At 40.8% G+C, this 16,637-nt stretch carries 16 protein-coding genes; 5 read left to right on the top strand and 11 right to left on the bottom strand.

Translation table 11 applies throughout. From position 1 onward, the window contains the following. Nucleotides 1-9: 9 nt before the first annotated feature. The 3 genes from IX53_RS07525 to IX53_RS10790 all read right to left on the bottom strand — a co-directional run bounded on the left by IX53_RS07525 (nt 10) and on the right by IX53_RS10790 (nt 2,746). On the bottom strand, nt 10-612 hold the full coding sequence (locus IX53_RS07525) for a LysE family transporter (RefSeq protein WP_047754822.1): 603 nt from the start codon (nt 610-612) through the stop codon (nt 10-12). A 177-nt stretch (nt 613-789) separates the two neighbouring features. Then, complete coding sequence (locus tag IX53_RS07520) at nt 790-1,740, bottom strand: WD40 repeat domain-containing protein (protein ID WP_169746211.1); 951 nt, start codon at nt 1,738-1,740, stop codon at nt 790-792. Nucleotides 1,741-1,948: 208 nt separating this feature from the next. Further along, a complete protein-coding gene (locus IX53_RS10790; RefSeq protein WP_218916058.1) occupies nt 1,949-2,746 on the bottom strand; it encodes a restriction endonuclease in 798 nt (265 codons plus the stop codon). 461 nt (nt 2,747-3,207) lie between these two features. Here IX53_RS10790 and IX53_RS10610 point away from each other — a divergent pair, with 461 nt between their 5' ends. Beyond that, a complete protein-coding gene (locus IX53_RS10610; protein WP_053001249.1) occupies nt 3,208-4,500 on the top strand; it encodes a PhoPQ-activated protein PqaA family protein in 1,293 nt (430 codons plus the stop codon). A gap of 63 nt (nt 4,501-4,563) precedes the next feature. On the opposite strand, the gene IX53_RS10605 is transcribed toward IX53_RS10610, so the two are convergent. The 6 genes from IX53_RS10605 to IX53_RS07480 all read right to left on the bottom strand — a co-directional run bounded on the left by IX53_RS10605 (nt 4,564) and on the right by IX53_RS07480 (nt 11,003). Then, nucleotides 4,564-5,691 carry a glycosyltransferase family 4 protein gene (locus tag IX53_RS10605; protein WP_053001248.1) on the bottom strand — a complete coding sequence of 376 codons (1,128 nt, stop codon included), beginning with the start codon at nt 5,689-5,691 and terminating at the stop codon, nt 4,564-4,566. 22 nt (nt 5,692-5,713) lie between these two features. Further along, nucleotides 5,714-6,787, bottom strand: coding sequence for a glycosyltransferase family 2 protein (locus IX53_RS07500; RefSeq protein ID WP_047754820.1), 1,074 nt, complete (start codon nt 6,785-6,787; stop codon nt 5,714-5,716). A gap of 97 nt (nt 6,788-6,884) precedes the next feature. After that, the gene (locus IX53_RS07495; RefSeq protein ID WP_047754819.1) at nt 6,885-7,730 is read right to left on the bottom strand and encodes a carbohydrate ABC transporter permease; all 846 of its coding nucleotides are present in this window, start codon (nt 7,728-7,730) and stop codon (nt 6,885-6,887) included. Next, a complete protein-coding gene (locus tag IX53_RS07490; RefSeq protein ID WP_047754818.1) occupies nt 7,730-8,638 on the bottom strand; it encodes a carbohydrate ABC transporter permease in 909 nt (302 codons plus the stop codon). The genes IX53_RS07495 and IX53_RS07490 overlap by 1 nt, the downstream gene beginning before the upstream one ends. Nucleotides 8,639-8,687: 49 nt before the next feature. Continuing rightward, entirely contained in the window at nt 8,688-9,956 is a 1,269-nt protein-coding gene (locus IX53_RS07485; RefSeq protein ID WP_047754817.1) for an extracellular solute-binding protein, read from the bottom strand. Between the two features lie 36 nt (nt 9,957-9,992). Continuing rightward, nucleotides 9,993-11,003, bottom strand: coding sequence for a LacI family DNA-binding transcriptional regulator (locus IX53_RS07480; protein WP_047754816.1), 1,011 nt, complete (start codon nt 11,001-11,003; stop codon nt 9,993-9,995). Between the two features lie 431 nt (nt 11,004-11,434). Between IX53_RS07480 and IX53_RS07475 the strand changes: the two genes are divergently transcribed. From IX53_RS07475 to IX53_RS07460, 4 genes are all read left to right on the top strand, one after another. Further along, nucleotides 11,435-12,373: a 5'-nucleotidase, lipoprotein e(P4) family gene (locus IX53_RS07475; protein WP_047754815.1), complete on the top strand. Its 939-nt coding sequence runs from the start codon at nt 11,435-11,437 to the stop codon at nt 12,371-12,373. A gap of 211 nt (nt 12,374-12,584) precedes the next feature. Next, complete coding sequence (locus IX53_RS07470) at nt 12,585-13,235, top strand: class I SAM-dependent methyltransferase (protein WP_047754814.1); 651 nt, start codon at nt 12,585-12,587, stop codon at nt 13,233-13,235. Between the two features lie 112 nt (nt 13,236-13,347). Continuing rightward, complete coding sequence (locus tag IX53_RS07465; protein WP_047754813.1) at nt 13,348-13,665, top strand: cupin domain-containing protein; 318 nt, start codon at nt 13,348-13,350, stop codon at nt 13,663-13,665. A 30-nt stretch (nt 13,666-13,695) separates the two neighbouring features. Continuing rightward, on the top strand, nt 13,696-14,091 hold the full coding sequence (locus tag IX53_RS07460; protein WP_047754812.1) for an HIT family protein: 396 nt from the start codon (nt 13,696-13,698) through the stop codon (nt 14,089-14,091). Nucleotides 14,092-14,211: 120 nt separating this feature from the next. On the opposite strand, the gene IX53_RS07455 is transcribed toward IX53_RS07460, so the two are convergent. Both IX53_RS07455 and IX53_RS07450 read right to left on the bottom strand, forming a co-directional pair. Beyond that, nucleotides 14,212-15,069, bottom strand: a complete 858-nt coding sequence (locus IX53_RS07455; protein ID WP_047754811.1) for a hypothetical protein — start codon at nt 15,067-15,069, stop codon at nt 14,212-14,214. 226 nt (nt 15,070-15,295) lie between these two features. Continuing rightward, entirely contained in the window at nt 15,296-16,429 is a 1,134-nt protein-coding gene (locus tag IX53_RS07450) for a nucleotidyltransferase domain-containing protein (protein ID WP_047754810.1), read from the bottom strand. Nucleotides 16,430-16,637 lie beyond the last annotated feature (208 nt).

The following is a 16,637-nucleotide window of genomic DNA, read 5'->3' as shown; positions in this document are numbered from 1 at the left end:
TCCCTGATATTAGAGCTTTATGAATTTCATGATCCCCGAAATGGAGACTGCGCTATAGATTAGAAGCAAACCAAGAGTGATGTTGATGGCCTTCCCGTAACGAGATAGGAAGCGCTGGAAAAGCACACCAAAGAGTGCCCAGCAAGAAACTGAAATAAAAGCCACAAAGGTGAGAAAGGCTGAAAAAAGAATCAAAGAGATAGAGGATTTGTAGTAGGGAATAATAAAATTTGCCATAATGGTAATTCCAAATAGAATTCCCTTTGGGTTTGCAAATTGCATGCTAAACCCCACAAGGTAGTTGTTGAGGTGCTTTTGTGCACCCGTCCTATGTCCCCGGTCTATTATGACGCTTATTCCCAGATATCCAATATAGAGTCCACCAAAGATATTCATAAAGAGCTGGATCCCAGGCATGATATTCTCCAGCGCCAAATTGAACAAACCGCTCAAGAGCAATATCGTGAAAAAACCACTTACTACACCAAGTAGAAAGTTCAATGTTTTTCTATACCCAAATCGGTTAGCATTAGCCATGGACATAATATTGTTTGGCCCAGGGGTAAAGGTCATGGTAAAAACATATGCTAAAAAGGGAAATAATGGAAACATAATCATTCCACCCAAAAAGAGTATTAGCCAATATTACCATAAACCCAAAACTTTCTGCCAGGTTTTGGAAAGCATATCGAAGGAATAAATCAGCGGTTTCGAAAATCTGCAATATAATAGCTGTCGGAGCTGTCCAGAAATTGACGGTCCTGTCGGCCTTGTCGGAGTGAAATGAATTCAGAAATTCCACAATATGATCGAGCCGTTTTCGTGGGTGGAAATCAACAAATTGCCCTCTGATGTGATTTCCAGAGAATTCAGATTTGGCAGTGGGCAATTCAACGTTCTTAGAAGCTCTTTTTTTTCGGGATCCCAGAGTTTCACGCTGTCTCCCAAGTCACGGTCTTTGGTTCCGGCAACCATTATCCCCTCACGAGATACCCTAACGGTTGTTACGCTCTGAGATTCTGGAAGCGCGTACTGAAACTTCAAATCCATCAACGAGTATATCTTTATATTCTCTCTTTCACCACTACCCGCCACATACAAAAGTTCTTTTGTGCGATCTACTGTTATATCCCGGGCCTTGAAATCGTAGGGAAGTTCCAGAAATTCAGGCCTGACCGAATCCAAGTTATTGATATTCCACCGGTTAACGGACTCTGCGGCGGAAAAGAAAGTCGTGGAGTCCCAGAAGGTCAAGAAAACCCCAAGGCCGAAGGTCTGCTGGTGAAAGGTGTTCATGTACTTGAGCTCCGGGAATTCAAAAACTTTGATCGTGCCGTTATCGATACCCACAACGAGCTTTGTGGAATCTGGAGAAATGGCTATCGAAGAAACTTCTGCCACAATGGCGGGCACTGACGCCGTTGCCTCTACATTCCTGAAGTTTTTTCTCACAACCAGCTGCAGTTCAGGTAACGAATACACAACTATCTCGGCGTTCGAACCAGCTACGAGAAATTCTCCCTTCGGGCATATTCCGAGAGCCGTAACAATAGCGGGTTCGCCATTTTCAGCATTGAATTCAACGCTCTTCAGTAAATTGCCTTCAAAATCCCACATCTTGATAGTGTGGTCATAGGAACAGGTGAAAAAGAGATTACTCTTGTTGTCCACAGCAATTCCCTCGACGGAACTTCTGTGAGCCTTTATTCTTCTTTGAACGGGTTCCTTCACGTAATTCACAACTAACACCTCTTCCATGAAACTTCCGAGTCTTAAACAAGCTGTTTTTTGATACAGCCACTTCCTGAGGTACTCTTATAAAGATTCTATCATTATGGAGCTTCTTAGAGGGTACAAAAGCCACTGAACGAAATTCAAACAACCTGTTTGCTCACAGCATCGGGAGTTTGTCTTTTTGCTTCTAATAATTAGTGTCTTCCATTATCGTCTACCGTCGATCTTTCTTCTCAGTGAAAACCTTCATTTTATCCTTAAAAGCCTGCTTGAAGGGTTTCTGATGTTCGTAGCAATAAATTCTTCCAAAGAACATTTCTCGGTGTTGAAGGCAGTAATCTCTGGTTTTCTCAGTAACCGGTTTGCCGCATTTGTAACATACAGGGTTATCAGGAAGGGATTTTTCTGTAGATGATGAAGATTTTTCCTGAACTTTTTGTTTTTCAGGTTTTCTTGATTTTGAAACCGATTTTATAGAAACCCCAACCTCTTTAACTCGATTCGAAGTCAAAGCTTGTGTGCCGGCGTCTTTTGAATTCAAAATTGATTTTGCGAGCTTGTTCCTATCCCACAGTTCGACATTATTTTTTCTGGCGAGGGTTTGAGCGGCTTCAGTGAATCTACTGTTGGTCACTACAATAGCCCGTGAACACTCATAGAACTTCATTGAAGCCACTACTTCTTGGACAGCTTTAATACCCACACTTCTGTTATATCTCTTTGCTTGTACGGCGGTTCTAATATCATCTTTCTCAATAATGAGATCGGCTCCATAATCGCCAATATATTTTGTCCTATGAACGTGATAACCAAGTTTTCTAAAATGCTGTTCAAGATAAATCTCGAATTCTTCGCCGCTCATTTTGTCTATTTCTGGTAAACCCGCTTTTTTAAGTTTGTTTCTTTTGATTACTGCTATTAAAATCCTAATTCCCCCAAAGATAAAAACGGGAATTAAAAAAACGAAAATCATATAGAATAACGGGCTAAAATCAACGACCGGTTCCGGCATAAAACACCCCCATATCTTGAAAAAAAGAATTATTCCCCTGTCCAATCACGGCAGATGAGCTCCGCCTGCCAAATTTTTCTTCAAAACCAAGACAGACCCCTGAATTCGTTTTCTTTCGTACCGTGGTTTGACCTCCAGTTGTATTTATTCGTAATCGATTTTACCAATTTCTTTTTCGATTCCTTCAATGGGAAGATCTTGATTTTTTGATCATCGCAGCAAATCTAAGATGAGAATCTGTGAATTATTTGCTATATGCTGGATTTTCTGTATCAATATCCCTTATGCCTTTTATTACCAGAATCCAGATAGTCTATAATTTATCTCGCGTGTAAGTGTATTACATACTAATTGGATACACCATATCAATTCCTTAAAACTTTAGTACTTTTATCGATTAAGGCCAATACTATTGACTTTTGGATTTTTTTCGATGTATAAATCTTTGAGGGGGGATAGTTATGAGCAAATCTCTTTGTTCATTTTTTCTGGCTCTATTTAGCTTTTCAACAGTAATAGGGGTTAGCATGATGGATTACTTAGCGCTCGAGGAACTTCCAAAAACAATGGAGGAGGCAGGCTTTGAGGTAGTTATTCCGTTGGGAACGGGATCTTCAGGTTTTGGTGTTTTTTCTTTTAAGCCTTTCAAATGGAAAGGAATTGACTGGAAGAACCATCTTCTCATAATAAAGCCCGCGAATCCCAGGTCAAAAAACGCCCTAATCTTCATAACTGGTGATTACAAGATTGATGCTGAGCTTCTTCAGGTCTTCAACACGCTGGCAACTCAAAATGGAGCTTACGTAGCAATACTGTTTGATATTCCAAACCAGCCTCTCTTCAACGGTTATAGGGAAGATTGGCTCATAGCCTATACCTTTGTGAGGTTTCTGGAAACCGGTGACTATGAATGGCCGCTGCTTTTGCCGATGGTGAGAAGCACAATCACTGCAATGAATATGCTCATAGACTATGCAAGGAAAGATGGTTTTGAAATAGAGGGCTTCATATTGTCCGGAGCTTCTAAAAGAGGCTGGACAACGTGGCTCACTGCAGCCTGCGATAGCCGGGTTAAAGCCATCGCGCCAATTGCTTTTGACAATTTAAACATCAGGGAACAGATGAGGCATCAGCTTGAATTTTGGGGAGATTATAGCAAGTCCATAGGAGAATATGTTGAAACAGGCATACTGAATGATTTGGACGACCCAAAAAGAATTGACCTCTTGCAATACATTGACCCCTATTCTTATAGAGAAAAGTTAAATATCCCGAAACTCATTATCGTCGGGACGAATGACCCCTATTGGCCTGCTGATGCCGCAACGCTATATTTCGATGGGCTTTCAGGTGAAAAGGGAATGGTTTACGCTCCAAACGCAGGGCATGGTGCTGAAACTCCCAGAACAGTGCAGGCAATAGGTGCACTTTTCGCCAACCTCGACGAGGGAGTATCATTGCCCAAAGTTTCAGCGGAGTATTCTACAACTACGTCGGAAACAGAGGTTCAGGTTGGTATTTCTATCAACGCCGGTAAATGGAATATATCCGAGGTAAGGTTATTTTCAGCCAGTTCACCAATAAAGGATTTTAGAAATGCCAGATTCGATTACAAAATCCTTGAAAGCGCTGAGAAAACAACTACTACACTTGTTATCAAGGGATATACGGCAACTTATGTGGAAGTGGTATTTCAGCGAAAAGGAAGAATGGTGTCAATTTCAACACCAATTAGAGTGTTCGCTGGGCAGTAAAGCATACTAAAAATAGCAAGGTGAACAAGTCTGAGAGCTTGTTCACCTTGTTCTAACAGGGTTTTAGATGAGTTTTTCGTAGATTTTCAGAACATCTCCGGCAATTGTCTCCCAGGAGAATTTTTCCTCAACCATCTTCAGTGCATTTTTTGAGAGCATCTCTGACAACGCAGGATTTTCTAGTATCCTTTTTATCTTGCTTTTCATATCCTGCTCGTCTCCCGGTTCAAAGAGCAGCCCGGTTTCTCCATCCTTAACAGCAGTCGGGATACCGCCAATATTTGATGCCACCACCGGAGTACCAGCTGCCATGGCCTCCAATATCACGAGCCCAAGTGCTTCTTCCCATATTGAAGGTACACATAATACATCGCTATGAATAAAGAAATCAACTATTTTATCTTTGAGGTGCGGAAGAAGCAGTACATTTTCCTTACCGATAGCCATTTCTTTCAATGCATTTTCATAACCCCCAGAGCCGCTAATCACCACTATCGCGTCTGGAAAAGCGGATGCGACATTTATCAAATGCTGTACGCCTTTTTCCTCGATGAGGCGCCCAACGTAAAGAATCACTTTGTCCTTTAAGTTGTATGTGGATCTCCACTCTTCTTTCGACATTGAAGGCTTTGAATACTTTGATAAGTCAACACCACCAGGTATGGTAGCGCTCTTTTCTTTAAGTGAAGGAAAGGTTTTTACCACTTTGTCCCTCAAACTGTCGCTAACCGCTATAACCTCATCAATATCCGCACAGCATTTTCTGATCATACTTTCAAATCTGCTGTCCCTTTCTATGACAAACAGCCCGGTTCCATGAGCTGTGACAACTACTGGTACATTTAATAAGCTTTTGAGCATTGACGCTATTGGGCACCAGATCCCCAGGTGCTGTACATGAATGATATCAGGTTGAAATTTTTCGAGCAGCTTTGATAGTTCACTCAAATAAAGGGAAATTATCTGAATTATCTCGTGATTATCGTACTCCACAAAACTGCGTGAAGGTTCTGTGGGATGTGATGTGAATACAGGAACCGGCTTTATTTCAATATTATGGGTAATATACTTCTCGTAAGCTGGAGGTCCGGGGTATATCACACAAACCTCATGGCTTTTGCTGAATTCCTCCGCGAGCTTTCTAACATAAGTTCCGCTGCCTGAGCCATATAAAGGGACAGAGTGCAACATTAGTACCCGCAAAGTCCTCACCTCAAATATTTTGTGTGATTTTTCTCCATGAGACCGTTGTTTGTAAGAAATCACCGATTATATTCGTATTTCTCTTGTACAGGAATGGGATTTTTGCATTCTCCATACAGTTATCAAAACCTTCTTTATCGCCTTCAGAAAGATATTTCATTGCCATCATTCTGGAATGTTCTATTATTCGGTCTTCAAGATCACCCTGCATGAAGATCCCCGGGTAGGGCAAGAATTCTTCAAAAGCGATCTTTTGAACCATTTCACTCTGCAAATGACTTCTATATTTCTCACGCAGATACAAAAAGCGGTAGATATCCTCCCGTGCCTTTTTCCAGTCAGGGGTTTTCTTTTCAGGTGGATAGTGTTCTACAAACAATTCAGGGTCAAAATAGAACCTGTATCCAAACATTCGGGCATTGAAGACATAGTCCATGTCTTCCCCACGATTCACGTACGGGTCAAAACAGACGCTTTGCATCACTTCCTTTGAGATGACCATGTTTCCGCCAAGTGCGACCATGGTGGCTTTAAATCTTGGTTTTTCCTTTATTAAGCGCTCAAAGGTTTCATTGAAGGATACATCTTTTGGCCACCATTTGAGTTCCCAAAATCTGGAGTAATTTGGCCTGTCCTGTTTGTAATATCCGGCTTTTCCAAGGATTGTGCCATTGTCTTTTGCGAGTGAATACATACCTTCTTCCGATTTTTTAAAATAGTTTTTGTCTGTCAGAAGTTCATCGTCATCAAGGAAAATACCGAGATCGCTTTTGGTTTCGAGAGCCGCAAGCAAACAGAGATTTCTGATCTGCGAATAGCTATCCGGTTCAATGGGAAAAAAGTCGTCTATTTCTTTTTCTTTCAGTCTCCTCTTCAAACTGTCGAGCCATGAATAAGAACACAATTTAAGATCCATTTTGTTTGAATACTCTTTAAGATAAGAATTAAGAAGCTCCTCTACTTTCTTTCTGAGATCTTTTCTATTTGAAATCCCAACAATTCTTACGGGTATTTCCCCGCTTTTAATCTCCTCGAACTCCAGAAGGTTGTCCAATAGCCTGGCAAGTGTACCTTTGCTGTTCAAAGGAGTTGGATGGTCGAAAACAATCTCTTCACTACCATCAGTTGGTCCCCAGTAAGTTGGTATGACTACGCACTTTTTGATATGAATCGCCTCCTATCTATCCTTTTACTGCACCGCTTGTAAAGCCTGAAACAAAATATCTCTGAAGGAAAATGAAAAAGATCAAAACCGGTAAAGATATAGCAATTCCAGCAGCCATTACCAGATTCCAGGAAGTCATAAATTCTTGTTGGAATTCGTATAAACCCAGTGGCAGGGTTCTTGTGTTGTTGTTTGTCAGAACTGTTGCAAACAATACTTCGTTCCACGATTTCATGAATGAGAGAATTGCCACCGTCGCAATTCCCGGTTTGGCTGTTGGAAGAATTATCTTCGTAAATGCTCTGAAGTTGCCACATCCGTCTATGAGGGCAGCTTCTCTTAGCTCCGATGGTACCGTATCAAAATACCCCCGCATAACCCAGATCGCAAACGGTCCCACAAAGGCGGTATAGGTAATTATTAACCCCGGGTAAGTACCAATAAGAGGAATACCCAGCTTGTTTTTAATAAGTATAAAAATCAGGTAGTAGGGCAAAAGAAATAGTATGCCCGGAAACATCTGAGTGACAAGAAAAGTAATGCCAACCGTCTTTCTACCAGGAAATTTGAATTTCGAAAGGGCATAACCTGCAAAGGTCGCAACGATAGTCGCAAGTATCATGGATGAAAACGAAACTATTAGGCTGTTCTTGTAATATTTCGCCATCGGGATGGTTTCCCATATGTCAAGATAATTCGATAATCTTATTCTATCCGGGAAAAGACTTGGATGCATGGTGTAGATGTCTTCGGGATACTTCAATGAGGAAACCACAAGCCAGTATATTGGAAACAGGACAAATAGTAGCAAAAAAATAATTCCCACTACTTTGAGTGTCCTTTTTATTATCTTCTTTCTCATCATTCTGCCTCCAATTTTGTGAGTCTGAGGTAGGTTAATATAAGAACCAGCATAATCAGCATCATAACAACACTCATTGCTGCTCCCATTCCAAAATCCCAGTTTTTGAAGGACCTAATCCAGATGTTTAGTGAAAGGATATTTGCCTCTTTTGAAGGCGATCCGCCAGTAAGAATAAAAGGAACAGTAAAATTATTAAATGACCACAACGCGGTTAGCACTGTCAAAACGGTAATTGTTGGCGAAATCGAGGGAAGCGTAATATGCCTGAACCCTTGCCAATCTGAAGCGCCATCAACCTTTGCCGCTTCATAAAGCTCACCGGGAATACTCTGCAGACTCGCGAGTATCGTTATGAACCATAGTGGCCAGCGAATCCATATATTTCCAATTATTATTGATACCAAAGCCATTTTTCCAGTTAGCCAGGAAATGGGCTCGTTTATCAATCCTATATTCAACAATATAGAATTAATTATCCCCCAATCCTGCAAGAGCATAAACCTGAGGTTTGTTAGACTAACAACACCAGGAAGAATATACGGCACAAGCAGGATTCCTCTAATAATATTTCTACCTCTGAAATTGTCATTCAAAAGAACTGCTCCAAGAATTCCCAGGATAAAACAGCCTAATACAGATGCGATTACGAAGATAAGCGTGTAACCGAGTGAAGTCCAGAATACACCCTGAAGGCTACTCAAAGCCTTGCTGTAATTTGCGAAACCAATAAAAGGAGCTTCTGTCCAATTCCTGATGTAATACACGTTCAGTTTTCGAAAACTAATATAAATTCCCCAAATAGTGGGGATAATATGGACGAGAAAAGTTAAAATAATCGCCGGCATTAATAATTTGTAAGCAAACTGAGTATTTCTAGCGTTTAGCGACACCATTGTGTTGTTCACCTCTGATCAAAAAATAACATGGGGGAGGGATCTCCCCCATGCTAGCAAATTATTTGTAGGAATCAAGCGCGTCCTGCAATTCTTTGTCGTATTTATTCAGTAGTGAACGTATCGTTTCATCTGTGAGTTTATTGTTCGCATTTGCGCTAAAGATATCGACAATGATCTGAGGAACGAACCTCTCCATAGCGCCCCATGCGGGATGAATAGGATAATGGCTACCAGCATCACCAATTACTCTGAAATCTTTCCACATCTGGGCATAAGGTTCCTGATCGAAGAAGGGCTCATCATATGCCGCCTTTACTGTTGGAGCGACGAACATTTTTTCAGCGAGCAATGCTTGAATCTCCGGTCGTGTGAGGAATTTGATCCATTTCATGGCCGCTTCTTTCTTTTTAGATTCCACTGATATCATGAGATTGCTTCCACCAACAAATCCTGTTCGTAAGTTTTCGTTTTTCCCGGGTTGGAGGGCAATTCCTACTTTTCCAGACTTTAACCATTCCTCGGATATCTTGCGATCTACTTTCAATACAAACCAGGGACCTGGATACATAAATGCAACATCCCCATTGAAAAAAGAAACGCAGATTTCGTTATGTCCCATATCAGCAAGCCCCGGTGACATTACCTTGTATTTTCCAAGCATATCGGCCCAGAATTTGACAGACTCAAAGGCCTTTTCAGAATCGAGAAGTACTTCCTCACCATCTTCAGAAATAATATCCGCGTTGTTCTGCCAGAGGAAACTTCCTACATAATGCCCGTTGCCCTTTCCTCTGAGGCCGACGGGGTATTCCATTTCTCCCTTTTCTTTCAGGAAAATGGCAGCGTACAAGAGATCACCCCAGGTTTTCGGTGGATTTGGCAGGTCGTATTTTTCCATCAGGTCTTTTCGGTAAACCAAAGCTCTGATGTCAGCAAACCAGGGAACGGCGTACATGCGATTGTCATACCCTCTTGTCTTCCAGGGACCACCGAGGAAATAATCTTCTCCTCCAAAATAATCAGCTTTAGATGTGAGGTCTACGAAAGCACCAGTTGCTTGAAGCGCTCCAACCCAAGTTGTTCCAACCTGAGTTACATCTGGACCCTGCCCTGAGGCTACCATGGCCATTAACTTGGTCCAGCCTTCGCGCCAGCTTGTGAATTCAACATTGACTTTGATACCTGTTTCCTTTTCAAACAAAGGAACTGCCTCATTGATAAAATCTCTTGCACCGGAACCACTCATCATCATGAAGTCAATGGTCGTACCTGCTAAAATGATACCGGTAACACAAAGAATTAATACAATCCCAAAGACCTTTCTCATAAGAACACCTCCTGATGTAAAGAATCCTGAAAGCTCTTACGCGCTTTCTCTTACAATCAGCCGCGTAGGAAGCTTTATATGTTTTTCTGAGGGATTTGGATTTATCTCGTTCATTACTTGCAGAAGAGTTTTAGCAGCAATTTCGCCCATTAAGCTCATGTCCTGAGAAACGGTGGTTAAAGAGGGGAAGACGTACTCAGAGATATGAATGTTATCAAATCCTACAACACGAACATCTCTGGGAATATCAAACCCTCTCTTCCTGAGCCCTCTCAGAGCTCCAATTGCTATAAGATCTGAAAAACAGAAAAGAGCGTCAAAAGCAGGGTGTTTCTCGATTAATTGGTCAACTGCCTTCATCCCCCCTCTTAGTGTATTTTCGGTGCTTACATAAACTGGGTTGAGATTGTTCTCGCGCATTACGTCAGTATATCCCTTTAGTCTGTCTGCAACCGAGGGCTTTGTCCCGGTTCCTGTGATATAGCAAATTTCACGTGATCCTTTTGAAATCAGATACTCAACCGCCGTTCTTGCACCATTGTAATTGTCAGACGACACGGAGTAGAAATCATACATCTCCCCGGGATCTTCGCCAACAAGCACAACGGGAATGTTATTGCTTTTTAGCGCTTCAAGAAGCGACTGTTCATGTGTCCCTTCAAATAATATCAATCCATCGATAAGTCCCGAATTTATATAATCGAGAAAAAGTGAACTGCTTTGTTCGTCTGACATGTTAAAGATCATAGATCTGTAATTCTGCTTTTTGAACCAATTGGATGCGCCCCGGACACATTCTCCATAGAATGGAGGAATAATGAAATCTTCGTTGGATTTCACGATGAATCCAAAGGTATTGGATCTGCTTCCTGCGAGTATTCTGGCAACAAACCTTGGCTTGTATTCATATTTTTTCATGGAATTCAATATTTTTATTAGCGTGCTTTTTTTCAGCTTCTCCGGGTTGTTAATGGCCCTAGAAACCGTCATCTTTGATACGCCAGCTTCTTTGGCTATCATCTCGATTGTCACTTTTTTCTTCTTCATAATGACTCTCCTTAGATTATGTTACCGCTAACATTATTTCATAATACCCAATTTCGAATCAAATATGTTTCTGGGAGATTATCACTGCTTTGCTGAACTTATCCTTACTTATCGAGTAATTGCTTATTCTATGACATAATTCCATTTTGCAAATCTGTTATATTTAAGGGTGCCTTGAAAATTAGTAACAGCCTATAATATCAGCCACCTTTCTGTTTTTGAATTTAGAAGGCTTTTTTTTCGTAATATCCCATCTTCTTCAAAGAAGTTCTATCCTTAAGTTATGCTCTTTGAATTAATACTCAAAAAAGAAAAGCTCCATGCTTTTTTAATGACATATTTTTCTTTTTTTTCATTAATTCGAAGTGCGTGATTTCAGACTTTTTAGTAATATAATTTTATTGCCAAACTTTAAAAAGGGAGGGGCTTTTATGAAAAGAGCGTTAGTTGTCATCATCGTCACACTTATGGCTGTTGCAATATTTGCTACTGATTTTTATGTTGTAAAAGCAGGCGATACTCTGTCAAAAATCGCCAAGGAAACGGGAGTTAGCGTTAAAGAGCTTGTCAAATATAATAATTTAAGTGATCCGAACCTTATCATTGTCGGCCAGAAGCTCAGGCTTACACCACTTTACACCCAAAAGGACTTGAATGAACAACTCGTTATGGCAACACTGTGGTACCAAACTTCCGGTGAATTTAAGGCCCTTTCATACCAGGCTTTCAATCTTGCAAAAATGCTCTTTGATGCAGATCTTGAAGCCAATCCTGATGAAACAAGAATACGTGCAGTCATAGTCGATATTGACGAAACAATATTAAACAACAGCCCATATGACGCGGGGCATGTTGGAACTGACCATGCTTACCCATATGGTTGGACTGAATGGTGCGAAGCGCGTGAAGCTGAAGCTTTACCAGGCGCCGTGGAATTCCTCAACTACGTTGTTGAAAAAGGTGGAGAAGTATTCTACATATCAAACAGAAAGGAAAATGTAAAACAAGCAACGATTGATAATTTGAAAAAGCTTGGTTTCCCGCTCGCCGATGAAAAACATGTTCTGTTGAGAACCACAACTTCTGACAAGGAACCAAGAAGGCAAATTGTAGCTAATGATTACAAAATAGTTGTTTTAATGGGGGATAACCTGAACGACTTTTCCTCCGTTTTCAGGCACAAAAGTTTGGAGGAAAGAAATGCACTCGTAGATCAGATGAAAGACGATTGGGGAACAAGATTTGTTGTCCTGCCCAACCCGATTTATGGTGATTGGGAAGGAGCAGTTTACAATGGAAATTGGGGCTTAAGTCCTGAAGAAAAGGATAAAGTAAGAAAAGAACATTTGATCAGATGGGAAATGAAATAATACTTAGACAGCAAAGTGGATAAATGTGCCTATTTCTCAAGAAGTAAGGAAGTAGCATATCTTGCACAACTGGCTCCTGTATAGTACAGGAGCCATTTTTTGGTACGTGTTTTACATTATCACCCTCTTTTGATGAGGATGGATTTTCGGCTTTCGAACTATTTCCCTGTTGTATAATGACGGTAACTTAACCAGTCAGGGAGGTTTTTCTTTGAAATACAAGCGCAAAAAGGTTGAGAGAACATTTGATTCGCTCAGTGAGGCTTCGCCCATTGCAAAAAGAAGTGCAGAGTGTGATGACATCATTTGCAGGGTTGGTAAGAAAGCTGTTGAACTTCTCGAATTAAGCAAAGATGATATCTTGCTGGACATCGGAACGGGTAGGGGGCGCTGGGCCTTATATGCGGCTCCGTTTTGCAAAGAGGTTATAGGGATAGACATCAGTTCGAATCTGCTCAAAGATGCCAGGGAGGAGGCAAAAAAGAGAAACATTACCAATGTAGCTTTTTATCGTGGTTCTTTTGAGAATCCCTATGAAGAGATTGATCTGAAAGGGTTTGGAATAAATAAGGTTATCAGCGTGTATGCAATGCATCATCTGACAGATGATCTAAAGAAGAAAGCGATTGAAACCTTGATGGAGTTGACAGAAAAGCCAACCAGAATAGTGATCGCGGATATAATGTGGTTTGAAGATCCCAGCAAATACAAAGAAAGCTGGGATGAAGTATATTATGATGAAGGTGATACGGATTTTCCAGCAAATGCTTATTATTTGAAGAAGATGTTCGAAAGATGTGCGAAAACAGTGAATCTGGTAAAGGCGCACCCGCTGGTCGGGATAATTGTTGCGAACCTCTGAGTTAATCTGGATTGAATCAGGTAACATATGTTACTGAATTCACGAGACTGCGACGGTATGATTGAATTGTGGCCTAATAGGTTACTATATCCCGAAGAGGAGGTCTGCAATTATGAAAAAAGTACAGATAATGAAACTGCCTTCGATTCTTAAAAAGGATGGAATCGAAGCAAAGAGGATATATGACAAAGAATCCGCACAGGCTAATGTGATAACCATTGAACCGGGGTTCGAACTACCGTCGCATGTAACTCCTGTGGATGTTTTTATGCTTGTTTTGGAAGGAAAGGGAGTCTTTACAGTAGGTGATGAAAGTCTGGAACTTGAAAAATATGAACTCATTGAAGGGCCAAAGAATGTACCTCACGGTATCAAGAATACCGGCGACGAACCCCTGATGGTACTAGTTCTTAAAGCACCGCGCTCTTGAAAACGAGTGTAATCATAACCGGAGGGCTGTATGAAACATACAAATTGTCCTTTTTGCAATCCTGACGATAACGAAGTCGTTTTAAAAAACGACCTCTGTTATGCGAGGTTTGACAAATACCCTGTTAGCGTGGGGCACGTTCTCGTGATACCGTTCAGACATTTCAGTGACTATTTCGAGGCTACTATAGAAGAAAAAGTGGCGATGGTGCGGTTGATAGACGAAGTCAAAAAATTTTTGGATAGGAAGTTTAAGCCTGATGGGTACAATGTCGGCGTAAACGTTGGAAAATCTGCCGGCCAAACTGTGATGCACGTTCATGTTCACGTGATACCAAGATACAAAGGTGATATTGAAGATCCCACAGGTGGAGTTAGAGGAGTTATCCCCTCCAGAAAAAAGTACGGTAATGCTTCGATCGAATAGTATTTGAATTGAAAAATGGAATCAGACTTATATTGCACATATTGTTCCGACATTCAGCAAAGTTGCTCAACTAAGGAATAAATGACATATTTTTCCAGCGAAATTTTGCTTTCTAATAAGTCATGTATTAACGTTCTCAAGCAACGTTTCTTTTTTAAAATTGCGCAGATATGAAACAATCAACACAAAGCTAAATATAGTCAATGCACTGTAAACAGCTATCATGGCATAATTGGCCGAAGCGCCGTAAAGCGGTGCTACCGATTCACCAATTGCCAGAGATAGACACAGTGTCAGTATCTTCATCAACGCAACTCCCACCAGGATATTGCCGAAGGGCTTGTTCCGCAAAAGTTTGGCAGCAATTATCCCGAAGGCAGGCATAACTATACATAAATCTAAAACAAAAACTCCATAAAATTCTGGTCTCAAGTGTTTTGCAGTATAAGACGTAAGGATAGCCAGCCACATTGGAACAAAAAATAAAACAATCACAATCAAAAAAATACCGATGGATATGCGCAATGTTCCAGGCAACCGGTAATGTTTCACTTGATCTGGCTCAAAACTGGTAAGTCCCCAGATAAGGCTGTATATAGATAGTGTGAAAATTGCCATGTAAACATGATAAATGGATGTGTAAAGCCCTGTGATAACAAATAGACCATAGCCATATAAAAAATACCCTACTAATCCAAGCATAATTACGAAGCTCTTATAATCCGGACGCTTCAGAAATATTACTGACAGCAAAGCTAAGATCAACGCTGCCAAAACTGAAATAATGTCCTGGGAAAATGTCCCGGGCATTAATGCTTTTGAAAACACTCCTGTTGATATCACGTCTGTGTAGATACTTTTATTCAGCAACCCCTCCAGTGATGCAAACAAAGCCAAGAGCGAGAGAATAAGCATCATAATGGTTGTCAGACGACTTTTTCGAATATTGATCATATTGCAGGATTCTTTGATTTCCATAACACGAATTCCCCCCTTTATTGAGATCATTCCATTACCGCTCTATTTATAATGCCCAAAAAGCATATCCATATTCTATCAACAAAATGAGAACCTTTTCTTTTCGTTAGGATTCAAGAATAGGAGTTAGGGAAATTTTTATTTTCTCATAAAAAAGCCCTGTATCCTGAAAGCAGGCAAACCGCACAAAGGAGGATCCGGGCCATCTGATATCTACAATCCACAATCACATAGGATCTCTTTGAGTCAAAAACTGACGCAATTCCTCCTCGTTTCTGAGGATGTTGAGTTCAATTGAATGATTTTCAAGCCATTCCCGTGCCTTTTTGTCCAGCTGCTGTGCCTGTCTTGCAAGCTCTACAAGATCGCCTTTTGATGCAGGTTTAAGCAAATCCGGGAAACCCGCTTTTTCATAGGCTTCGGAATACTCATTGAGCATGTTGAAATTAGTACCGTAAAACCCATTTTCAATCTTGTTCATAAGCTGGCATATCTCTTCTTGCAATTGGAACGCGGAGAATTTCGCTGCAATCACATCATTCCGCTTGCAGGCTGAAAGAACCTTGTTCACATACTCGAATATGAAGAAATAAAAGTCCTTGAATACATCTTTTGGGTCTGAAGGTTCGGAAATCGAGAACTGTGCTGAAAGCAGTATCTTCCTTACCTCTTTCGCCAACCTATCTGCCACCTCGAGAGCACGTTTTGTATCTTTTTGCGTTATTATTTCTTTTATCATATCCTCAAACCCATCAGGCTTTTGCGACATTTTTGATATCTGGATCAGATTATTTTCCCATGCCTTTGTGAAGTATGTTTGATTTACCAGCGCGAGACAGTTCGCAACACTATTCACAAACTTCAAGCCTGCCCAATGCATACTTATTGCATCATTTCCATCTACTGCCAATCGCATTTGGCCAAGTTGAAAGAGCGTGTTTTTGAACTCTTCCAGAGCTTGCTGTATCATGGTTTTGCGACCATTCGGTCCCATGAGTTCCGTAATACGTGCTTTGAGCGCGTTGAATCTATCTAAATCCTTTTGTGACCGGTAATACAGCACTTTTGCGTCGGCAATAAGAGAGGCCGCGATCGCCCAATTGTGCCTTGCATTGGCTATTCTTTCAGCAAACTCCCAGGATAGCGGCCAAAAATCATATGGAAGATTGCCAAAGACAAATTGACTACTGAGAGAGCCGGCCTTTCCGTCGTCCGGTATATAAAATATGTCAAGGTCAGAAGTAGGAGAGGCAAGACCGGTTGCATATGATCCATAATAAGCAATAATGGCAATTTCATCTTTGTGTGCTTGTACAGCATGAGATACCAGTATCTCGGCTATTTTAAAAACATCAGGCATAATAAGCACATCCCCTCGTTTTGAGAATCTTAAAATTTATTTTTTGAGCGTCGTAATAAACAAACACTCTTTTTAACTGTATGCTAGGCGTTATACGACTTCACTCAGAGTGTTTCTTAATAGAGTCATTGCCGATGGATCGTTTTTAGCGTGTAATATTTAAACGACATTTCAGGTTCTTCCTGGGAATTTAATTTTTTTAAAGAAG

The sequence above is a fragment of the Kosmotoga pacifica genome, assembly GCF_001027025.1.
Classification (GTDB): Bacteria; Thermotogota; Thermotogae; order Petrotogales; family Kosmotogaceae; genus Kosmotoga_B; species Kosmotoga_B pacifica.
The sequence above is the reverse complement of the archived record's forward strand: the minus strand, read 5'-3'. Positions and strand labels throughout refer to the sequence as shown.

Excerpts from the sequence above, each read along its gene's own strand:
- IX53_RS07525 (WP_047754822.1), bottom strand. The coding sequence starts at position 612 with ATGTTTCCATTATTTCCCTTTTTAGCATATGTTTTTACCATGACCTTT.
- IX53_RS10790 (WP_218916058.1), bottom strand. The coding sequence starts at position 2,746 with ATGCCGGAACCGGTCGTTGATTTTAGCCCGTTATTCTATATGATTTTC.
- IX53_RS10610 (WP_053001249.1), top strand. The coding sequence starts at position 3,208 with ATGAGCAAATCTCTTTGTTCATTTTTTCTGGCTCTATTTAGCTTTTCA.
- IX53_RS10605 (WP_053001248.1), bottom strand. The coding sequence starts at position 5,691 with ATGTTGCACTCTGTCCCTTTATATGGCTCAGGCAGCGGAACTTATGTT.
- IX53_RS07495 (WP_047754819.1), bottom strand. The coding sequence starts at position 7,730 with ATGAGAAAGAAGATAATAAAAAGGACACTCAAAGTAGTGGGAATTATT.
- IX53_RS07485 (WP_047754817.1), bottom strand. The coding sequence starts at position 9,956 with ATGAGAAAGGTCTTTGGGATTGTATTAATTCTTTGTGTTACCGGTATC.
- IX53_RS07480 (WP_047754816.1), bottom strand. The coding sequence starts at position 11,003 with ATGAAGAAGAAAAAAGTGACAATCGAGATGATAGCCAAAGAAGCTGGC.
- IX53_RS07475 (WP_047754815.1), top strand. The coding sequence starts at position 11,435 with ATGAAAAGAGCGTTAGTTGTCATCATCGTCACACTTATGGCTGTTGCA.
- IX53_RS07465 (WP_047754813.1), top strand. The coding sequence starts at position 13,348 with ATGAAAAAAGTACAGATAATGAAACTGCCTTCGATTCTTAAAAAGGAT.
- IX53_RS07460 (WP_047754812.1), top strand. The coding sequence starts at position 13,696 with ATGAAACATACAAATTGTCCTTTTTGCAATCCTGACGATAACGAAGTC.
- IX53_RS07455 (WP_047754811.1), bottom strand. The coding sequence starts at position 15,069 with ATGGAAATCAAAGAATCCTGCAATATGATCAATATTCGAAAAAGTCGT.
- IX53_RS07450 (WP_047754810.1), bottom strand. The coding sequence starts at position 16,429 with ATGCCTGATGTTTTTAAAATAGCCGAGATACTGGTATCTCATGCTGTA.